The 18,731-nt window shown below is 55.3% G+C and carries 18 protein-coding genes and 1 pseudogene; 9 read left to right on the top strand and 10 right to left on the bottom strand.

The annotated features are described in order from the left end of the window. The first annotated feature begins 9 nt into the window (after positions 1-9). The 5 genes from pstS to phoU all read left to right on the top strand — a co-directional run bounded on the left by pstS (position 10) and on the right by phoU (position 4,548). On the top strand, positions 10-1,050 hold the full coding sequence (gene pstS / locus DAI21_RS04435) for a phosphate ABC transporter substrate-binding protein PstS (protein ID WP_102105125.1): 1,041 nt from the start codon (positions 10-12) through the stop codon (positions 1,048-1,050). A 76-nt stretch (positions 1,051-1,126) separates the two neighbouring features. After that, positions 1,127-2,086: a phosphate ABC transporter permease PstC gene (gene pstC / locus DAI21_RS04430; RefSeq protein WP_100778290.1), complete on the top strand. Its 960-nt coding sequence runs from the start codon at positions 1,127-1,129 to the stop codon at positions 2,084-2,086. Then, a complete protein-coding gene (gene pstA, locus DAI21_RS04425) occupies positions 2,086-2,976 on the top strand; it encodes a phosphate ABC transporter permease PstA (RefSeq protein ID WP_100778289.1) in 891 nt (296 codons plus the stop codon). The genes pstC and pstA overlap by 1 nt, the downstream gene beginning before the upstream one ends. A 46-nt stretch (positions 2,977-3,022) precedes the next feature. Next, entirely contained in the window at positions 3,023-3,796 is a 774-nt protein-coding gene (pstB, locus tag DAI21_RS04420; RefSeq protein ID WP_100778288.1) for a phosphate ABC transporter ATP-binding protein PstB, read from the top strand. A 26-nt stretch (positions 3,797-3,822) separates the two neighbouring features. Further along, entirely contained in the window at positions 3,823-4,548 is a 726-nt protein-coding gene (gene phoU / locus DAI21_RS04415; protein WP_095284109.1) for a phosphate signaling complex protein PhoU, read from the top strand. 97 nt (positions 4,549-4,645) lie between these two features. Here the strand turns inward: phoU and yieH are convergent, their stop codons facing one another. After that, positions 4,646-5,311 carry a 6-phosphogluconate phosphatase gene (gene yieH / locus DAI21_RS04410; protein WP_107702580.1) on the bottom strand — a complete coding sequence of 222 codons (666 nt, stop codon included), beginning with the start codon at positions 5,309-5,311 and terminating at the stop codon, positions 4,646-4,648. Positions 5,312-5,477: 166 nt separating this feature from the next. Here yieH and adeP point away from each other — a divergent pair, with 166 nt between their 5' ends. Next, a complete protein-coding gene (gene adeP, locus DAI21_RS04405) occupies positions 5,478-6,815 on the top strand; it encodes an adenine permease AdeP (protein ID WP_142503673.1) in 1,338 nt (445 codons plus the stop codon). Positions 6,816-6,853: 38 nt separating this feature from the next. Here adeP and DAI21_RS04400 read toward each other — a convergent pair whose 3' ends face one another. The 9 genes and pseudogenes from DAI21_RS04400 to rpmH form a co-directional block, all read right to left on the bottom strand. Then, positions 6,854-7,420 carry an NADPH-dependent FMN reductase gene (locus DAI21_RS04400; protein ID WP_102105123.1) on the bottom strand — a complete coding sequence of 189 codons (567 nt, stop codon included), beginning with the start codon at positions 7,418-7,420 and terminating at the stop codon, positions 6,854-6,856. A gap of 37 nt (positions 7,421-7,457) precedes the next feature. Next, positions 7,458-8,204, bottom strand: coding sequence for a 4'-phosphopantetheinyl transferase superfamily protein (locus DAI21_RS04395; RefSeq protein ID WP_100778285.1), 747 nt, complete (start codon positions 8,202-8,204; stop codon positions 7,458-7,460). A 121-nt stretch (positions 8,205-8,325) separates the two neighbouring features. Further along, complete coding sequence (gene yidZ / locus DAI21_RS04390) at positions 8,326-9,309, bottom strand: HTH-type transcriptional regulator YidZ (RefSeq protein WP_100778284.1); 984 nt, start codon at positions 9,307-9,309, stop codon at positions 8,326-8,328. Then, positions 9,278-10,452: pseudogene (locus DAI21_RS04385) on the bottom strand (MFS transporter). The gene yidZ and the pseudogene DAI21_RS04385 overlap by 32 nt, the downstream one beginning before the upstream one ends. Positions 10,453-10,562: 110 nt before the next feature. Continuing rightward, entirely contained in the window at positions 10,563-11,927 is a 1,365-nt protein-coding gene (gene mnmE / locus DAI21_RS04380; protein ID WP_095284122.1) for a tRNA uridine-5-carboxymethylaminomethyl(34) synthesis GTPase MnmE, read from the bottom strand. A 72-nt stretch (positions 11,928-11,999) separates the two neighbouring features. Continuing rightward, positions 12,000-13,646: a membrane protein insertase YidC gene (gene yidC, locus DAI21_RS04375; RefSeq protein ID WP_102105120.1), complete on the bottom strand. Its 1,647-nt coding sequence runs from the start codon at positions 13,644-13,646 to the stop codon at positions 12,000-12,002. 2 nt (positions 13,647-13,648) lie between these two features. Further along, positions 13,649-13,906, bottom strand: coding sequence for a membrane protein insertion efficiency factor YidD (yidD, locus tag DAI21_RS04370; RefSeq protein ID WP_100778281.1), 258 nt, complete (start codon positions 13,904-13,906; stop codon positions 13,649-13,651). Further along, positions 13,870-14,229 (bottom strand): ribonuclease P protein component, encoded by a 360-nt coding sequence (gene rnpA / locus DAI21_RS04365; protein WP_095284128.1) that lies wholly within the window; start codon positions 14,227-14,229, stop codon positions 13,870-13,872. The genes yidD and rnpA overlap by 37 nt, the downstream gene beginning before the upstream one ends. 16 nt (positions 14,230-14,245) lie before the next feature. Further along, positions 14,246-14,386: a 50S ribosomal protein L34 gene (gene rpmH / locus DAI21_RS04360; RefSeq protein WP_003023858.1), complete on the bottom strand. Its 141-nt coding sequence runs from the start codon at positions 14,384-14,386 to the stop codon at positions 14,246-14,248. A 600-nt stretch (positions 14,387-14,986) separates the two neighbouring features. Between rpmH and dnaA the strand changes: the two genes are divergently transcribed. The 3 genes from dnaA to recF all read left to right on the top strand — a co-directional run bounded on the left by dnaA (position 14,987) and on the right by recF (position 18,707). Continuing rightward, on the top strand, positions 14,987-16,381 hold the full coding sequence (dnaA, locus tag DAI21_RS04350; RefSeq protein ID WP_100778280.1) for a chromosomal replication initiator protein DnaA: 1,395 nt from the start codon (positions 14,987-14,989) through the stop codon (positions 16,379-16,381). A gap of 4 nt (positions 16,382-16,385) precedes the next feature. Beyond that, positions 16,386-17,486, top strand: a complete 1,101-nt coding sequence (gene dnaN, locus DAI21_RS04345; RefSeq protein ID WP_100778279.1) for a DNA polymerase III subunit beta — start codon at positions 16,386-16,388, stop codon at positions 17,484-17,486. 147 nt (positions 17,487-17,633) lie between these two features. Next, positions 17,634-18,707, top strand: coding sequence for a DNA replication/repair protein RecF (gene recF / locus DAI21_RS04340; RefSeq protein WP_107702579.1), 1,074 nt, complete (start codon positions 17,634-17,636; stop codon positions 18,705-18,707). Positions 18,708-18,731 lie beyond the last annotated feature (24 nt).

Raw genomic sequence — 18,731 nt, 5'->3', positions numbered from 1 at the left:
GGAGACATTATGAAAGTTATGCGTACCACTGTCGCAACTGTTGTCGCCGCGACCTTATCTCTGAGCGCTTTCTCTGTATTCGCAGAAGCAAGCCTGACTGGCGCTGGTGCAACATTCCCTGCGCCGGTGTATGCCAAATGGGCTGATACTTACCAGAAAGAAACCGGCAACAAGGTTAACTATCAGGGTATCGGCTCCTCCGGTGGCGTTAAACAAATTACGGCGAATACCGTTGATTTCGGCGCATCAGACGCTCCGCTGTCTGATGACAAACTGGCTCAGGAAGGTCTGTTCCAGTTCCCGACCGTGATCGGTGGTGTTGTGCTGGCCGTGAATATCCCTGGCCTGAAATCTGGCGAACTGGTGCTGGATGGCAAAACGCTGGGTGATATCTATCTCGGCAAAATCAAAAAATGGGATGACGAAGCCATCACCAAACTGAACCCAGGTGTAAAACTGCCTTCGCAGAACATCGCTGTAGTTCGTCGCGCTGACGGCTCCGGCACCTCCTTCGTCTTCACCAGCTACCTGGCGAAAGTGAACGAAGAGTGGAAATCCAAAGTCGGTTCTGGCTCTACCGTGAACTGGCCGACGGGTCTGGGCGGAAAAGGTAACGACGGTATCGCCGCGTTCGTACAGCGTCTGCCTGGCTCAATCGGCTACGTAGAGTACGCTTATGCTAAGCAGAACAACCTGGCTTACACCAAGCTCATCTCTGCCGACGGCAAACCGGTTAGCCCGACTGAAGAGAACTTTGCGAACGCTGCCAAAGGCGCAGACTGGAGCAAATCCTTCGCGCAGGACCTGACTAACCAGAAAGGTGACGAGGCGTGGCCAATTACCTCCACCACTTTCATTCTGATCCACAAAGACCAGAAGAAACCTGAGCAGGGCGCCGAAGTGCTGAAGTTCTTCGACTGGGCGTACAAAAACGGCGGCAAACAGGCTAATGACCTGGATTACGCCAGCCTGCCAGACAGCGTGGTTGAGCAGATTCGTGCTGCATGGAAAACCAACGTAAAAGATAGCAGCGGTAAAGCATTGTACTGATTCAGCATTCTGACGAAAATGGCGGGTGATTTCACCCGCCCTTATTCGTAAAACGTATTTAACAGAAGAGTGATTTATGGCTGCAACCAAGCCTGCTTTTAGCCCTCCGGGGAAACATGGTGACAAGATTTTCAGCGCGCTGGTCCGACTGGCTGCGCTGATTGTGCTATTGCTGCTGGGCGGCATTATCGTGTCCCTGATTTTCTCCTCCTGGCCGAGCATCCAGAAATTCGGTTTCTCCTTCCTGTGGACCAAAGAGTGGGACGCGCCAAACGATATCTACGGTGCGCTGGTGCCGATTTACGGCACGCTCGTGACCTCGTTTATCGCCCTGCTGATTGCCGTTCCGGTGAGCTTTGGTATCGCCCTGTTCCTGACGGAGCTGGCGCCTGGCTGGCTGCGACGTCCGCTGGGTATTGCGATTGAACTGCTGGCGGCGATCCCGAGTATCGTTTACGGCATGTGGGGCCTGTTCATCTTTGCGCCGCTGTTCGCGACCTACTTCCAGGAGCCGGTGGGGAATATCCTCTCCAACATTCCATTTGTGGGCGCACTGTTCTCAGGCCCGGCTTTCGGGATTGGTATTCTGGCGGCAGGCGTAATTCTCGCCATCATGATTATTCCGTACATTGCGGCGGTCATGCGCGATGTCTTCGAACAAACCCCGGTGATGATGAAAGAGTCGGCCTACGGGATCGGTTGCACCACCTGGGAAGTGATCTGGCGTATCGTCCTGCCGTTCACCAAAAATGGTGTTATCGGCGGTATCATGCTGGGCCTCGGGCGCGCGCTGGGTGAAACCATGGCCGTGACCTTTATCATCGGTAACACCTACCAGCTCGACAGCGTTTCGCTCTATATGCCGGGCAACAGTATCACCTCTGCGCTGGCAAATGAGTTCGCCGAAGCGGAATCTGGGCTGCACGTGGCGGCACTGATGGAGCTGGGCCTGATTCTGTTTGTTATCACCTTTATTGTTCTGGCGATCTCCAAGCTGATGATCATGCGCCTCGCAAAAAGTGAGGGGGCACGCTAATGACGACTCTCGAAATGCAATCCACCGCTGAACTGGCTGAATCTCGCCGCAAAATGCAGGCGCGCCGCCGCATGAAGAACCGTCTGGCGCTGACGCTGTCGATGGCAACGATGGCGTTTGGCCTGTTCTGGCTGGTGTGGATCCTGTTTTCTACCATTACGCGCGGCATCGACGGGATGTCGATTGCCCTGTTCACCGAAATGACGCCGCCGCCGAATACCGCGGGCGGTGGCCTGGCGAACGCCCTGGCGGGCAGCGGGTTGCTGATCCTGTGGGCGACCGCAGTCGGTACGCCGCTCGGGATCATGGCGGGGATTTATCTGGCGGAATATGGCCGTAAATCCTGGGTCGCGGAAGTGATTCGTTTCATTAACGACATCCTGCTCTCTGCGCCGTCTATCGTTGTCGGTCTGTTCGTCTACACCATTGTGGTAGCGCAGATGGAGCACTTCTCCGGCTGGGCGGGCGTGATTGCGCTGGCGCTGCTGCAGGTACCTATCGTAATTCGCACCACCGAGAACATGCTGAAACTGGTGCCGGACAGCCTGCGCGAAGCGGCTTACGCACTCGGCACACCGAAATGGAAAATGATTTCGGCGATCACGCTGAAAGCGTCGGTCTCGGGGATCATGACCGGTATCCTGCTGGCAATTGCGCGTATTGCGGGTGAAACCGCGCCGCTGCTGTTCACCGCGCTCTCCAACCAGTTCTGGAGCACGGACATGATGCAGCCCATCGCCAACCTGCCGGTCACCATCTTTAAATTTGCGATGAGCCCGTTCGCGGAGTGGCAGCAGCTGGCCTGGGCCGGCGTGCTGATTATTACCCTTTGCGTACTGTTGCTGAACATTCTGGCGCGCGTCATCTTCGCGAAGCAGAAACACGGTTAATTTTGACGGCGCGGCATCACGCGGCGCCGAATGAGGAAATGAGTCAATGAGTATGGTTGATACTGCACCGGGTAAGATCAAGGTTCGTGATTTGAACTTCTACTACGGTAAATTCCATGCCCTGAAAAACATCAACCTGGATATCGCCAAGAACCAGGTCACGGCATTTATCGGTCCATCAGGTTGTGGCAAATCCACGCTGCTGCGCACCTTTAACAAGATGTTTGAGCTGTATCCGGAGCAGCGCGCGGAAGGCGAAATTCTGCTGGATGGCGACAACATTCTGACCAATACCCAGGATATCGCCCTGCTGCGTGCCAAAGTGGGGATGGTGTTCCAGAAACCGACGCCGTTCCCGATGTCGATCTACGACAACATCGCGTTTGGCGTGCGTCTGTTCGAAAAACTCTCCCGTGCCGATATGGACGAGCGCGTGCAGTGGGCCTTGACCAAAGCCGCATTATGGAACGAAACCAAAGATAAACTGCACCAGAGCGGATACTCTCTCTCCGGTGGTCAGCAGCAGCGTCTGTGCATTGCGCGCGGTATTGCCATTCGCCCGGAAGTGTTGCTGCTGGATGAGCCGTGCTCAGCCCTGGACCCGATCTCCACCGGTCGTATTGAAGAGCTGATCACCGAGCTGAAACAGGATTACACCGTGGTGATCGTGACCCACAACATGCAGCAGGCTGCGCGTTGTTCCGACCATACGGCATTTATGTATCTGGGCGAGTTGATTGAGTTCAGCAACACGGACGATCTGTTCACCAAGCCCGCGAAGAAACAAACCGAAGATTATATTACTGGCCGCTACGGTTGATTTGCCTTAGTGCATGTGGAGAAACCATGGATAACCTCAATCTAAATAAACACATTTCCGGCCAGTTCAACGCAGAGCTGGAAAGTATCCGCACCCAGGTGATGACGATGGGCGGTATGGTCGAGCAGCAACTGTCTGATGCGATCACCGCCATGCACAACCAGGACAGCGAGCTGGCAAAGCGCGTTGTTGAAGGCGACAAAAACGTCAACATGATGGAAGTGGCGATCGACGAAGCCTGCGTTCGTATCATCGCGAAACGTCAGCCGACGGCGAGCGACCTGCGTCTGGTGATGGCGATCATCAAAACCATCGCCGAGCTGGAACGCATTGGCGACGTGGCGGACAAAATCTGCCGCACCGCGCTCGAGAAGTTCTCCCACCAGCACCAGCCGCTGCTGGTGAGCCTGGAATCGTTGGGTCGTCATACGGTGCAGATGCTGCATGACGTGCTGGATGCGTTCGCGCGTATGGATCTCGATGAAGCGGTGCGTATTTACCGTGAAGACAAGAAGGTCGACCAGGAGTATGAAGGCATCGTGCGTCAGCTGATGACTTACATGATGGAAGATCCGCGCACCATTCCGAGCGTCCTGACCGCCCTGTTCTGCGCACGCTCTATCGAGCGTATCGGCGACCGCTGCCAGAACATTTGTGAATACATCTTCTACTTCGTGAAGGGACAGGATTTCCGTCACGTGGGCGGGGATGAGCTGGACAAGCTGCTGGCGGGGAAAGACCCGAAAGAGTGATCCGCAGTAAAAAGCCCGGTGGCGCGACGCTTAACCGGGCCTGAAAAACCACGGATTTGTAGGCCGGATAAGCGCGAGCGCTGTCCGGCTTTTTTCATTAACGCGTAATATCCCACCCACGCGCTTTCCACAATTCCGGCAACTGCGCCAGATCGGTAAAGGTCGTCACTTTCGGGTGGCTGATCGGTTTGTTATGCGGATCGGCACAGAAGTAAAACACCTCCATCCCTGCATCAATCCCGGACTGCGCGCCTGCGCTGGAATCATCCACCAGAATGCAATTTTCAACGTTCACGTTCATCGCTTTCGCGGCGTGGAACATCAGGGCCGGATCGGGCTTCCAGCGCTGGATATCGTAGCCGCTGAACAGTTTTTCCGGGAAATGGTGCAACATTTCAAGCTTGCCGAGGGAGTGCTGCATTTTGCTGACCGGGCCGTTGGACACCACGCACATCGGCACAGCCATCGAATCCAGCAGGGCGTTTGCCCCAGCGATGACGTCCAGTTCCGAGTCGAAAAGGCGTGCGACCTCGGCGCGGTAAACGGGTTCTAAGTCGGCCTTCGCCAGACTGACACCGTGCTCAGCGTTGATAATGTCGATGATCTCGTAGAGTTTGACGCCTTTGAAGCGCTTGAACGTCTCTTCAAGATCGAGCGTAATGCCGAATTCCTGGAACATGCTGACATACGCACGGGAACAAATGACCTCACTGTCGACCAGCGTACCGTCGCAGTCGAAAAATACCGCTTCAATTCCGGACATGCCTTTCCCTTTTAACAAGTTTAACGTTTACGTAATGCAATTTGCGGGACGCAATCGTTGCCGTATAAGCAAAATCAATGAAAAAAAGTCGCTCGCAAACGCGCCTATTGTCGCATTTTGGTATAGGATAGCGACGGATTTTTCCCTCCTTGTTCGGAAACTGATGATGAGCCAACAACACACTACCCAGACATCTGGTCAGGGTCTGCTTGAGCGCGTGTTTAAACTGCGCGAGCACGGCACAACGGCACGCACTGAAGTGATCGCCGGTTTTACCACCTTCCTGACGATGGTTTATATCGTTTTTGTTAACCCGCAGATTCTGGGCGTGGCTGGCATGGACACCAGCGCGGTCTTCGTGACCACCTGTCTGATCGCTGCACTCGGCAGCATCCTGATGGGCGTGTTCGCTAACCTTCCGGTTGCACTGGCACCGGCAATGGGTCTGAACGCTTTCTTCGCATTCGTGGTTGTGCAGGCGATGGGTCTGCCGTGGCAAGTGGGTATGGGCGCCATCTTCTGGGGCGCGGTAGGTTTGCTGCTGCTGACTATTTTCCGTGTACGTTACTGGATGATTGCCAATATCCCGGTGAGCCTGCGTGTCGGCATCACCAGTGGTATCGGCCTGTTCATCGGCATGATGGGGCTGAAAAACGCGGGTGTGATCGTCGCTAACCCGGAAACCCTGGTGAGCATCGGTAACCTGACCTCACACAGCGTGCTGTTGGGTGTGCTGGGCTTCTTCATCATCGCGATTCTGGCATCCCGTAATATTCACGCCGCGGTGCTGGTCTCTATTATCGTGACCACCCTGTTCGGCTGGATGCTGGGTGACGTGCATTACAACGGCATCGTTTCTGCACCGCCAAGTGTGACAACGGTGATTGGCCACGTCGATCTGGCAGGTTCGTTTAATCTGGGCCTGGCGGGTGTGATTTTCTCCTTCATGCTGGTGAACCTCTTCGACTCCTCCGGTACCCTTATCGGTGTGACCGATAAAGCGGGCCTGGCGGATGAGAAAGGCAAATTCCCGCGCATGAAACAGGCGCTGTATGTGGATAGCATCTCGTCTGTTGCCGGTTCTTTCATCGGGACCTCTTCTGTTACGGCGTACATTGAGTCCTCGTCCGGCGTCTCCGTCGGTGGCCGTACCGGTCTGACCGCCGTCGTCGTGGGCCTGCTGTTCCTGCTGGTGATCTTCCTCTCTCCGCTGGCGGGGATGGTTCCACCGTACGCGGCCGCTGGCGCACTGATTTACGTTGGCGTGCTGATGACGTCGAGCCTGTCGCGCGTGAAGTGGGAAGATTTAACCGAAGCGGTTCCGGCGTTTATTACCGCCGTGATGATGCCGTTTAGCTTCTCCATCACCGAAGGTATCGCTCTGGGCTTCATCTCCTACTGCGTGATGAAAATCGGTACCGGTCGTTTCCGCGAACTCAGCCCATGCGTGATCGTAGTGGCGCTGCTGTTTGTGCTGAAGATTGTGTTTATTGACGCGAAATAAACAAAAAGCCCTTTCCCGCCGGGAAAGGGCTGATTCCCTTACGCTTTAACCCGCTGAATATACTCCCCAAACGCGGTCAACTGACCGGTCAGATGATCCAGCGTGCTCTGATCCACCACTTCGCCCGTCTGCGTATCCACTTTGTTCTGAATCACGCCGCCCATAAACTCCGGCTTGTTCATCACCATCGCATCCAGGAACACCAGAATCTGACGCAGATGATACTGGCAGCGTGCGCCGCCAATCGCGCCCATGGAGCTGGTCTGGATCAGCACCGGCTTGCCGGAAAGCGGCTGCTCAGGTAAACGGGAAAGCCAGTCGATTGCATTCTTCAACCCGCCCGGCACCGAATAGTTGTACTCCGGCGTCACAATGACCACGCCATCGGCCTGGCGAATTTGCTCAGCCAGCGCTTCTACGCTTTGCGGGAATCCTTCTTCCTGCTGAACATCGGCGTCATACAGAGGAATATCGCCGATCGATGGCAGCGCGGAGACCTCCATTCCTGCCGGTGCCAGCTTAGGCAACGTGCGGGCAACCATCCCGTTAAATGAACCTTTGCGCAGGCTTCCCAGTAACGTAACAACTTTCAACGTATCAGACATGATTACTCCTTTTTCATCATGATGGCCCATCAGCGGGTCAGTTAAGGGTAAGTGCTTTTTCTGCCGGTAAACTGGTTAATCTCATCAGGCGCGCGGCGGGTTCGTTGGCGCGCGCGGGAACATCAGGAAGGCTATGCCATCCGTGTCGGCTGTCAAATTCCCAGATCTTCAGGCGCTCAATCGCAGGCGTGACGGCAATCGACCAGATCAGCACGTCTTCGGCGTCGCTGAGGGCTTCCACGCGCGCCGCTTTGGTTGCGCGCAGGCGTCCTGAACCGGGGAGCAGCTGGAGAAGGCTGGCGTCGTCTGCCGCACAGCCGGAGAGCTTTTGAATACTCTGTCGCAAGGTGATGAGCTGCGCTTTGGCTTCGTTGGGGTCGTTTTGATTACGCACCCACAGCTTTTCATTGCTCGATAAAGGATAGGCGTCGTGCGCGTGAGGGCCGTGGAAACCGCGAGTCGCGCGCTGGAGTTCCATATCCAGTCCGCAATCGCCTTCCGTTGTCAGGGCCACGCCAACAATATTTCCCGTGTAGGCGATGGAAAAACGCGGTAGCGCCGGGTCAGCAAAAACGGGGCGGCCTTCTGGCTGGGTGATCATCTCCGGCAGTTCGCTGGTGCCGTAGAGCATAAACAGCAGCTCGGACAGTAACGCCCTGGAGGCCAAAAAGCGCGAGCGTCGGTGATCCGGAAGCTTGCGCGCCTCGTTGTGGCAGGAAGAGGAGAGTCTGACAGACACCAGTCGTCCTTCGGTCAGGATCCCTCTTGCAAAATGCGTTGCCATTTTTCGCTCCATGATAATGGTCAGAGACAGGTTAAACGGTTACATGATTATCGCTTAACTGAGCCTCTCTTTTAATGGGTAAATCCACTAATGAGAAGCCCGGGGACCGAACTTTACATTTTTAGAGGGAAAAATCGGATCTCTGGCGCAGAGAATCGCAGTACAACGCTTTGATCGTCTCTTTCAGCCAGATGATTTTCGGGTTGTGACTGTTGCGTTTATGCCAGATCAGGGTGAAAGGCACGTTGAGCTTTTCGGCCTGCGCGTCGTCGATGGGAATGGGGCGACTCACCAGCTTACGCTGGTGGAGCTGATTGTAGTGATGGCAGTAGTGCGGCGCGGTGGCGATATAGTTGTGGTCGGGTTGTGCCGCCATAAACATCGACTGCTCAAAGCCCGGCAGGCTCAGGGCAATGTTGCGCTCGCGGCCCATCTCTTTCAGCACTTCGTCCAGCGCCCAGGTGTCGCTGCGCTCCCAGAAGATGCTGATGTGGGGATAGCGTAAAAAGGTGTCGAGATTCCACTCTTCCTGCAGCGCCGGATGGTCTTCGCGCAGATAGACGCACGGGCGGTCGCTGAAGAGGATTTCGTGGTCGATAAACCACGGGAGCAGCTTTAACAGTTCGCGCGAGCGAGGATGCGTTTCGCGCCCGGTAAAACCAATATCCACTTCGCCGCGCGTGATGGCATCCAGCGAGTCGTAATCCCAGTGACGCATCCGCACGGTGGCCTGCGGATAACGCTGATTCACTTGCTCTAACAGAGCGTTAAAGCGAATCAGCATCAGCGGCGTTTCCGCCGCCAGCTCGAATTTCAGCCCGCAGGGGGAATCGTGGTGGGGTTTATCCAGGATCTGATTGCCAATCTGCATCCAGTCCGTCAGATCTTGCTCAAGACTCACCGTTAGCGGCGTGGGCAGCAGGCCCAGCGGCGTTTTCACAAACAGCGGATCGTCAAACCAGTCGCGCAGTTTCGCCAGCGATTTACTGACCGCAGACGGCGTGACGTTCATCCGTTTTGCTGCTTTCGTGACGCTGCGTTCCTGCAGCAACAGCTGCAGGCACAGCAGGAGGTTAAGATCGAGACTGCTGATGGGCTTCTTCATAGTGCGCTGCGGGCCGTATCGCCATGATTAACAGAATGCAGACCATGCTACAGCCAATCAGAATCCCGATCAGCATATTCAGCGCATTAAGACCTATCACCGCCGCCAGCCAAATCCACAGGGACGAACCGCACACCTGAGCGATACCGAGCGCAGAGCTGGCCACACCGGCGCGCAGGGAGAACGGCCCCAGCGCCTGACTCATCGCGACGCCAAACCCTACCGAGAAACCGGCGCAGATCAGGGTAATCCCCGCCAACATAATGGCGTGGGAACTTGCGGTCGCCAGCACCACACCGGCCATCAGGAACAGGATCTGCGAGGTCAGCATCAGGCTGCGCTGGCTGAAGACGTTAAGGGCGAACGGTGTCGAGAATGAGACCGCCATGCTGACCATCGCCGTTAAGGCCATTACCGAGGAGTATTCCCGCGATCAAAGCCCATGGTTTCCATCAGTAAAACCGGGGAAACGTTTACATAGGTGAGGATTACCACGACGCTTAAGGTGGTGATCAGCAGACGGCTGATGAAAAAGCGGTTCAGGAGTTTTTCGGCCGGGTGAATCGTCGCGGCATTCCCCGCGTGATGCGAGCCAGGATGCGTCTCTTTCAGTACGGTGATAGAAAGAATGAAGACCAGCATGCCCATCACCGCCATCGTCCAGAACAGGCTCTGCCACGGCAGTTTAAGCATAATCAGATAACCGATCACCGGTGCCAGCACCGGAATAATGCAGGTGATACCGTTAAGCATCGAGAGCACCTTCGCGCGGCGCTGCGCGCTCAGGGTATCGCGCAGAATGGCAAATGCGACCACATAACAGCCGCCCGCCCCAATGCCCTGAATGAAGCGCCCGGTCAGGAACAGCGTGCTGTCCTGCGCCATTGAGCAGAGTACCGAAGCCAGGGCGAAAATCACCGCACCGGTAATCGCCACCGGCTGGCGCCCGGCTTTGTCGGCAATCTTACCGGCAAACACCATCGACGACGCCATCCCTGCCAGATAGGCGGAGAACGCGATGTGCAGTTGCGCTTCACTGGCCCCCAGATCCCGCGCAATGTGCGGCAGACCGACCAGATACATATCAATGCCCGATGGATAAAGCAGAACCAGTGCAAAACTACAAAACAGAAAACGCGCCATAAACCCCCCATGATCGGCAGGCTGGAAGCATAGGGGAGAAGCGGGAAGAAGCGAGTTGCCATTTGGATAAAGGTGATTTCCCAGGAGGAAATCACCTTTGAGGCGGGAGGTTATTTCCCGATACAGAAGCTTGAGAAGATGCGGCCCAGCAAATCGTCGGAAGTAAACTCACCGGTAATTTCACTCAGGCTTTGCTGCGCCAGCCGCAGCTCTTCCGCCAGCAGTTCACCCGCCCAGGCACCTAGCAGCTGTGCTTTGCCCTGATCGAGATGATTAGCCGCTTGTTCCAGCGCCTGGAGGTGGCGGCGACGGGCCAGGAAACCGCCTTCCATGCTCGTATCAAAGCCCATGCTCTGTTTGAGATGGTTACGCAGGTCATCTACGCCTTCGCCGGTACGCGCCGACAGACGGATGAGTGAGTGACCATTCACATCGCTCAGGCCCAGCGTTTCACCTGTTTTATCGGCTTTGTTACGCACCACGGTAATCGGCAGTTTGGCGGGCAGACGGGCGATAAAGTCCGGCCAGATTTCAGCGGGATCAACGGCGTCGGTGGTGGTTCCGTCGACCATAAACAGCACGCGGTCAGCCTGCTCGATCTCCTGCCACGCACGCTCGATGCCGATGCGCTCCACTTCGTCGCTGGCGTCGCGCAGACCGGCGGTGTCGATAATGTGCAGGGGCATACCGTCGATATGAATATGCTCACGCAGTACGTCGCGGGTCGTGCCGGCAATATCCGTCACGATCGCCGCTTCGCGGCCCGCCAGGGCGTTCAGCAGGCTCGATTTCCCTGCGTTAGGGCGACCGGCGATAACCACTTTCATCCCTTCGCGCAGCAGGCTGCCCTGACGCGCTTCGGCGCGCACGGCGTCAAGATCGGACATGACGCTGTTCAGCTGCGCTTCGATTTTACCGTCGGAGAGGAAGTCGATCTCTTCATCGGGGAAGTCGATGGCAGCTTCCACGTAGATTCGCAGGTGAGTGAGTGCTTCCACAAGATGGTTCACGCGTGCGGAAAATGCGCCCTGCAGGGAGTTCAGGGCAGAACGTGCCGCCTGTTCAGAGCTGGCATCGATCAGGTCAGCAATGGCTTCGGCCTGTGCCAGGTCGAGCTTGTCGTTGAGGAACGCACGCTCGGAGAACTCGCCCGGCTTAGCAATACGCAGGCCCGGCAAGGTCAGAATACGTTTTAACAGCAGGTCGAGGATCACCGGACCGCCGTGGCCCTGTAGCTCCAGCACGTCTTCACCGGTAAAGGAGTTCGGACCAGGGAACCAGAGCGCGATGCCCTGATCCAGCGCGGTGCCGTCTGCATCTTTAAACGGCAGGTAGTCGGCGTAACGCGGCTTTGGCAGTTTGCCCAGCACGGCTTCGGCCACCTCGCGCGCCTTGAGGCCGGAGATACGCAGAATGCCTACACCACCGCGTCCCGGTGGGGTTGCCTGGGCGACGATCGTGTCGTTATGGCTCATGGGATGTCTCGTCAAATACAAATAAAAAAGGCGGTCAAATGACCGCCCTTATTTTAGCGTTCTCTTACCGAATCAGGATTTTTTCTTTTCGCGGCTATGCAGGCCACGTTTTTCCAGACCACGGTAGATCAGCTGCTGCTGGATGATGGTCACCAGGTTGCTGACGATATAGTACAGCACCAGACCTGACGGGAACCACAGGAAGAACACGGTGAAGATGACCGGCATGAAGGTCATGATCTTCTGCTGCATCGGGTCGGTCACGGTGGTCGGCGACATCTTCTGAATGAAGAACATCGTCACGCCCATCAGGATCGGCAGGATGTAGTACGGGTCCTGTGCAGACAAGTCATGGATCCACAGAGCAAATGGCGCGTGGCGCAGCTCAACGGAACCCATCAGCATGTAGTACAGCGCAAGGAAGATTGGCATCTGAATCAGCAGCGGGAAGCAACCACCCAGTGGGTTTACTTTCTCTGCTTTATACAGGGCCATCATTTCCTGGCTCTGACGCTGTTTATCATCGCCCAGACGCTCACGCATCGCCGCAATCTTCGGCTGCAGCATACGCATCTTCGCCATGGAGGTGTACTGCGCTTTGGTCAGCGGGTACATGATGCCACGAACGATGAAGGTAATAACGATGATGGAGAAGCCCCAGTTGCCCAGGAAGCTGTGGATCCACTTCAGCAGTTTGAACAGCGGCTGAGAGATGAACCACAACCAACCGTAATCTACGGTCAGATCCAGATGCGGTGCCACGGCTGCCATTTTGTCCTGAATTTCAGGACCGACCCACAGGGTGCTGGCCAGTTGACCTGTTTGACCAGGCTGAACCAGAACCGGCTGCGATTTGTAGCCGATAGCCGCAATGCCATTGCCCAGATTCGCAGTGTAGAAGTTGTTGGTACCGTTGTTATTTGGCACCCACGCTGTCGCGAAATACTGTTGCAGCATCGCAACCCAACCGCCTTTAGCACTGACGTTCAGGTTTTCGTTATCGGCGATGGTGTCGAATTTGTATTTCTCGTACTTGGTATCTGGCGTGGAGTACGCCGCGCCACGGAAGGTGTGCAGCGCAAAGTTGCTGCTTCCGGTGTCACGGTGAGACGGCAGATTGATGGACTGCTTCAGCTGACCAAACGTGGAAACTTCCAGTGGTTTCTCACCGGCGTTCTGCACGTTATAGCCCACATTCACCGCATACTCACCGCGTTTCAGGGTGAAGGTTTTGGTGAAGGTGTTGCCCGCGGCGTCAGTGTAAGTCATCGGGATCGCGAGTTCGTTCTGACCATCAGCCAGTACAAAGGTGTCACTGTCGACGTTATACAGCGGACGAGCGCCATTAGCCGGGTTGTCCGGGCCATCACGACCGGTCAGACCGCTCTGAGCCTGATACAGGAACTCAGGCGTCGTTTCCAGCAGCTGGAACGGCTCGTTTGACTTCAGCTCTTTCGGGTAAGTCAGCAGCAGTGCCTGCTCAATATCGCCACCACGGGTGTTGATAGTCAGCTCAAGCACATCGGTTTTCACCGTAATCTGCTTCCCTTGGCCACTGGCCGGTACGCCCTGGTCGGCGGCGCTACCCGCTACGGTGGTCGTTGTCTGCGTGGTCTGTTGCGGCTGTGGTTGAGGATTTTTATCCTGCTCCCATGCCTGCCAGATCATGAAAGACACGAACAACAAAGCGATGACTAAAAGATTGCGTTGCGAATCCATCGTTAGTGTTCTCTGGTATCAAATGGTCCGGGTGGGACGGGGTCGTCACCACCAGGGTGTAAAGGGTGGCATTTTAATACGCGTTTCACCGTCAACCAACTGCCTTTTATCACTCCAAACCTGCGCAATGCCTCAATTCCGTAGCTGGAACAGGTTGGAGTGAAACGACAATGCGGCCCGAGCAGCGGACTGATCAGGCGCTGATAGACCCGAATACAGGCTATCAGGACCCTTGAGCCAGGCGACAATGGCGGCGCCATAGTTTTTCCAACGCTTCCGAGAGAGCACGGTTATCGAGGTCGGCAACCCCTTTTTTAGCCACCACCACGAAATCCATTGAAGGCAGTTCATGTTGACGTAAACGGAAGCTTTCACGCGTCAGACGTTTAATCCGATTGCGTTCATGCGCACGCTTAACGTTTTTCTTGGCGACAGTTAGACCGATGCGGGGATGCCCCAGCGAATTTTGGCGGCCGAGGATGGTGATTTGCGGCGTGCCAGCCCGTTGTGGCTGCTGGAAGACGAAAGTGAAATGAGTGGGAGTTAACAAACGTAACTCCCTGGGAAATGCTAGCTTAACCACCAGGGGTTAGCTTTTATTACTTAGAAACGGTCAGACGAGAACGGCCTTTAGCACGACGACGTGCCAGAACCTGACGACCATTTTTATTAGCCATACGAGCACGGAAGCCGTGAGAACGGTTGCGCTTCAGTACAGACGGTTGAAAAGTGCGTTTCATGGCGATTTCTACCTAAACTTGAATAAATTCACTGACTTTCGCGTATACCCGAACGATTATCGAACGACTAACGCCTCAGCGTGGGTGATTAAAGAGGCCGGATTGTAATAATTGTACACTCCGGAGTCAATTCTCTTTCCTTATTTCCCGCGTATTTCCGCACGATTTCGTGTGGAAAATGAGCAGCGTCCCGCGCGGAGGACGAGCATCACGCGCCGGGTGGGGGATTATACGACCTCCTAACCAAAGCGCAAGGATCGTCCAGGATCATCATTAGATCTTTTAAGCAAAAAATTGTCTGTGCTCATTAATTTTTCCAATATGCGGGCTAAATCGTGGGGCACTCCCTTCAGGATCGTTTACACTTACCCGGTTTCGGATCTTCCTGTGGATAAATCGGGAAGAATCTGTGAGAAACAGAAGATCTCTGGCTCAGTTTAGGCTATGATCCGCGGTCCTGATCGGGATCCAAAGGGGTCTGGTCAGGTAAAAATTGCAGATAGCAATTCGCACGTCACCCTTTGCACAGGGTCTTGTCGACGTGTGCCAACAATCACGAATATTCAGTATCTTTCTTTTATTGTTCGAGTGGAGTCCGCCGTGTCACTTTCGCTTTGGCAGCAGTGTCTTGCCCGATTGCAGGATGAGTTACCAGCCACAGAATTCAGTATGTGGATCCGCCCGTTGCAGGCGGAACTGAGCGATAACACGCTGGCTTTGTATGCGCCAAACCGTTTCGTGCTCGATTGGGTAAGGGATAAATACCTAAATAATATCAATGGATTGCTCAATGATTTCTGCGGCACTGATGCCCCGCAGCTGCGTTTTGAAGTCGGTACTAAACCGGTCACGCAAACCGTCAGAGAGACGGTAAACGTGGCGGCTCCGGCCCAGATTCACGTCCCGACACCGCGCATTATTCAGCCCGCGCGTTCTGGCTGGGACAACGTTCCGGCTCCGGCTGAACCGACCTACCGCTCCAACGTTAACGTGAAGCACACCTTCGATAACTTCGTTGAGGGTAAATCGAACCAGCTGGCCCGTGCGGCGGCTCGTCAGGTTGCGGACAACCCAGGCGGCGCCTATAACCCGCTGTTCCTGTATGGCGGCACGGGTCTCGGTAAAACTCACCTTTTACACGCGGTGGGCAACGGCATTGTGGCGCGTAAGCCCAATGCGAAAGTGGTGTATATGCACTCCGAGCGCTTCGTTCAGGACATGGTAAAAGCCCTGCAAAACAACGCGATCGAAGAGTTTAAACGCTACTACCGTTCTGTTGATGCGCTGCTGATCGATGACATTCAGTTCTTTGCGAATAAAGAACGATCCCAGGAAGAGTTTTTCCACACCTTCAACGCCCTGCTGGAAGGTAATCAACAGATCATTTTGACCTCGGATCGTTACCCGAAAGAGATCAATGGAGTTGAGGATCGTCTGAAATCCCGCTTCGGCTGGGGCCTGACCGTGGCGATCGAGCCACCGGAGCTGGAAACCCGCGTCGCGATCCTGATGAAAAAAGCCGATGAAAACGACATTCGCCTGCCGGGTGAAGTGGCGTTCTTTATTGCGAAGCGTCTGCGTTCAAACGTGCGTGAACTCGAAGGCGCACTGAACCGCGTGATCGCCAACGCCAACTTTACTGGCCGGGCGATTACCATCGATTTTGTGCGTGAAGCGCTGCGCGATCTGCTGGCGTTACAGGAAAAACTGGTCACTATCGACAATATTCAGAAGACCGTGGCTGAGTACTACAAAATCAAAGTGGCAGATTTGTTGTCTAAACGTCGTTCCCGCTCGGTGGCGAGACCGCGTCAGATGGCGATGGCGCTGGCGAAGGAATTAACCAACCACAGTCTGCCGGAAATCGGCGATGCGTTTGGTGGCCGTGACCATACGACCGTGCTGCACGCTTGTCGCAAGATCGAGCAGTTACGCGAAGAAAGCCACGACATAAAAGAAGATTTCTCCAATTTAATCAGAACATTATCATCGTGATGCTATGAAATTTACCGTTGAACGTGAACATTTATTAAAACCGCTGCAACAGGTGAGTGGCCCATTAGGTGGCCGCCCGACGCTGCCTATTCTTGGAAACCTGCTGCTTCAGGTCGCTGACGGTACGCTGTCGCTGACCGGCACAGACCTCGAAATGGAAATGGTCGCGCGCGTGACACTTTCTCAACCGCATGATGCGGGTGCCACCACCGTTCCGGCGCGTAAATTCTTTGATATCTGCCGTGGGCTGCCGGAAGGCGCTGAAATTGCTGTCCAGCTCGAAGGCGACCGTATTCTGGTTCGCTCTGGCCGCAGCCGTTTCTCACTCTCTACACTGCCTGCCGCGGACTTCCCGAATCTGGACGACTGGCAGAGTGAAGTCGAATTCACCCTGCCGCAGGCGACGATGAAACGTCTGATTGAAGCGACCCAGTTCTCGATGGCGCATCAGGACGTTCGCTACTACTTAAACGGCATGTTGTTCGAAACCGAAGGTGAAGAACTGCGTACCGTGGCAACAGATGGCCACCGTCTGGCAGTCTGTTCCATGCCGATTGGCGTGACACTGCCCAACCATTCGGTGATCGTCCCGCGTAAAGGCGTGATTGAGCTGATGCGTATGCTCGACGGCGGTGATACTCCGCTGCGCGTGCAGATCGGCAGCAATAATATTCGCGCTCACGTGGGTGATTTTATCTTCACGTCGAAGCTGGTTGACGGTCGTTTCCCGGATTATCGCCGCGTATTGCCGAAAAATCCCGACAAAACGCTGGAAGCGGGCTGCGATATCCTCAAACAGGCCTTTGCCCGTGCGGCGATCCTCTCTAACGAGAAATTCCGCGGCGTGCGCCTGTATGTGAGTGAAAACCAGATCAAAATCACTGCCAACAACCCGGAGCAGGAAGAGGCAGAAGAGATTCTGGACGTCACCTACGCCGGTACTGAAATGGAAATCGGCTTTAACGTCAGCTACGTGCTGGATGTGCTCAATGCGCTGAAATGCGAAAATGTGCGCATTCTGCTGACCGATTCGGTTTCAAGCGTACAGATTGAAGATGCTGCCAGCCAAAGCGCGGCTTATGTTGTCATGCCAATGAGACTTTAGTGAAAAATATCGGGCTATCTTACTTGCCATTTTCAACCTGGGCTGTGCTCGCCCCTGTCACGTACTTCGTGTACGCTCCAGGGTCTGCGCGCAGTCCGCGTTGAAACTGGCTGCGCCGATTACGCCCTGGCCCGAAGAAAATCAGATATGTCACTGACGCGCCTTTTAATTAAAGATTTTCGCAACATCGAAAGCGCGGATCTCGCTTTATCCCCCGGCTTTAATTTCCTGGTTGGCGCGAACGGTAGCGGCAAAACCAGCGTGCTGGAAGCCATCTACACGCTTGGCCATGGTCGTGCGTTTCGCAGCCTGCAGATTGGTCGCGTTATTCGTCACGAGCAGGACGCATTCGTGCTGCACGGACGACTTCAGGGCAGCGAGCGTGAAACCTCGATTGGCCTCACGAAAGACAAGCTGGGCGACAGCAAAGTGCGTATCGACGGCACCGACGGCCATAAAGTGGCTGAACTGGCGCTGCTGATGCCCATGCAGCTGATTACGCCAGAGGGGTTTACATTACTCAATGGCGGCCCCAAATACCGAAGAGCCTTCCTCGACTGGGGATGCTTTCACAACGAAGCGGGTTTCTTTACTGCCTGGAGCAACCTGAAACGGCTGCTTAAACAGCGCAACGCCGCGCTGCGTCAGGTGACCCGCTATGCCCAGTTGCGTCCGTGGGATATGGAATTGGTTCCGCTTGCGGAACAAATCAGCCGCTGGCGTGCCGAATACAGCGCAGGTATCGCCGAAGATATGGCTGATACCTGTAAACAGTTTTTGCCCGAGTTTTCTCTGACCTTCTCCTTCCAGCGTGGCTGGGAGAAAGAGACGGATTATGCCGAGGTGCTGGAGAAAGGCTTCGAGCGTGACCGTATGCTGACCTACACCGCACACGGCCCGCACAAAGCGGATTTCCGCATTCGCGCCGACGGTGCGCCGGTGGAAGACACGCTGTCGCGCGGGCAACTCAAGCTTTTGATGTGCGCACTGCGCCTGGCGCAGGGTGAGTTTTTAACTCGCGAGAGTGGGCGACGTTGCCTGTATCTAATAGATGATTTTGCCTCGGAACTCGACGATGCACGGCGCGGGCTGCTTGCCAGCCGCTTAAAAGCCACGCAGTCGCAGGTTTTCGTCAGCGCCATTAGCGCTGAACACGTTATGGACATGTCGGACAAAAATTCGAAGATGTTCACCGTGGAAAAGGGTAAAATAACGGATTAACCCAAGATTAAATGAGCGAGAAAC

It is taken from the genome of Lelliottia sp. WB101 (assembly GCF_003051885.1).
GTDB classification, from domain to species: Bacteria; Pseudomonadota; Gammaproteobacteria; order Enterobacterales; family Enterobacteriaceae; genus Enterobacter; species Enterobacter nimipressuralis.
The sequence above is the reverse complement of the archived record's forward strand: the minus strand, read 5'-3'. Positions and strand labels throughout refer to the sequence as shown.

Bases quoted from the DNA above. Each gene is read 5' to 3' on its own strand.
- pstS (WP_102105125.1), top strand. From the start codon at position 10: ATGAAAGTTATGCGTACCACTGTCGCAACTGTTGTCGCCGCGACCTTA.
- pstC (WP_100778290.1), top strand. From the start codon at position 1,127: ATGGCTGCAACCAAGCCTGCTTTTAGCCCTCCGGGGAAACATGGTGAC.
- pstA (WP_100778289.1), top strand. From the start codon at position 2,086: ATGACGACTCTCGAAATGCAATCCACCGCTGAACTGGCTGAATCTCGC.
- pstB (WP_100778288.1), top strand. From the start codon at position 3,023: ATGAGTATGGTTGATACTGCACCGGGTAAGATCAAGGTTCGTGATTTG.
- phoU (WP_095284109.1), top strand. From the start codon at position 3,823: ATGGATAACCTCAATCTAAATAAACACATTTCCGGCCAGTTCAACGCA.
- yieH (WP_107702580.1), bottom strand. From the start codon at position 5,311: ATGTCCGGAATTGAAGCGGTATTTTTCGACTGCGACGGTACGCTGGTC.
- adeP (WP_142503673.1), top strand. From the start codon at position 5,478: ATGAGCCAACAACACACTACCCAGACATCTGGTCAGGGTCTGCTTGAG.
- DAI21_RS04400 (WP_102105123.1), bottom strand. From the start codon at position 7,420: ATGTCTGATACGTTGAAAGTTGTTACGTTACTGGGAAGCCTGCGCAAA.
- DAI21_RS04395 (WP_100778285.1), bottom strand. From the start codon at position 8,204: ATGGCAACGCATTTTGCAAGAGGGATCCTGACCGAAGGACGACTGGTG.
- yidZ (WP_100778284.1), bottom strand. From the start codon at position 9,309: ATGAAGAAGCCCATCAGCAGTCTCGATCTTAACCTCCTGCTGTGCCTG.
- mnmE (WP_095284122.1), bottom strand. From the start codon at position 11,927: ATGAGCCATAACGACACGATCGTCGCCCAGGCAACCCCACCGGGACGC.
- yidC (WP_102105120.1), bottom strand. From the start codon at position 13,646: ATGGATTCGCAACGCAATCTTTTAGTCATCGCTTTGTTGTTCGTGTCT.
- yidD (WP_100778281.1), bottom strand. From the start codon at position 13,906: ATGGCGCCGCCATTGTCGCCTGGCTCAAGGGTCCTGATAGCCTGTATT.
- rpmH (WP_003023858.1), bottom strand. From the start codon at position 14,386: ATGAAACGCACTTTTCAACCGTCTGTACTGAAGCGCAACCGTTCTCAC.
- dnaN (WP_100778279.1), top strand. From the start codon at position 16,386: ATGAAATTTACCGTTGAACGTGAACATTTATTAAAACCGCTGCAACAG.
- recF (WP_107702579.1), top strand. From the start codon at position 17,634: ATGTCACTGACGCGCCTTTTAATTAAAGATTTTCGCAACATCGAAAGC.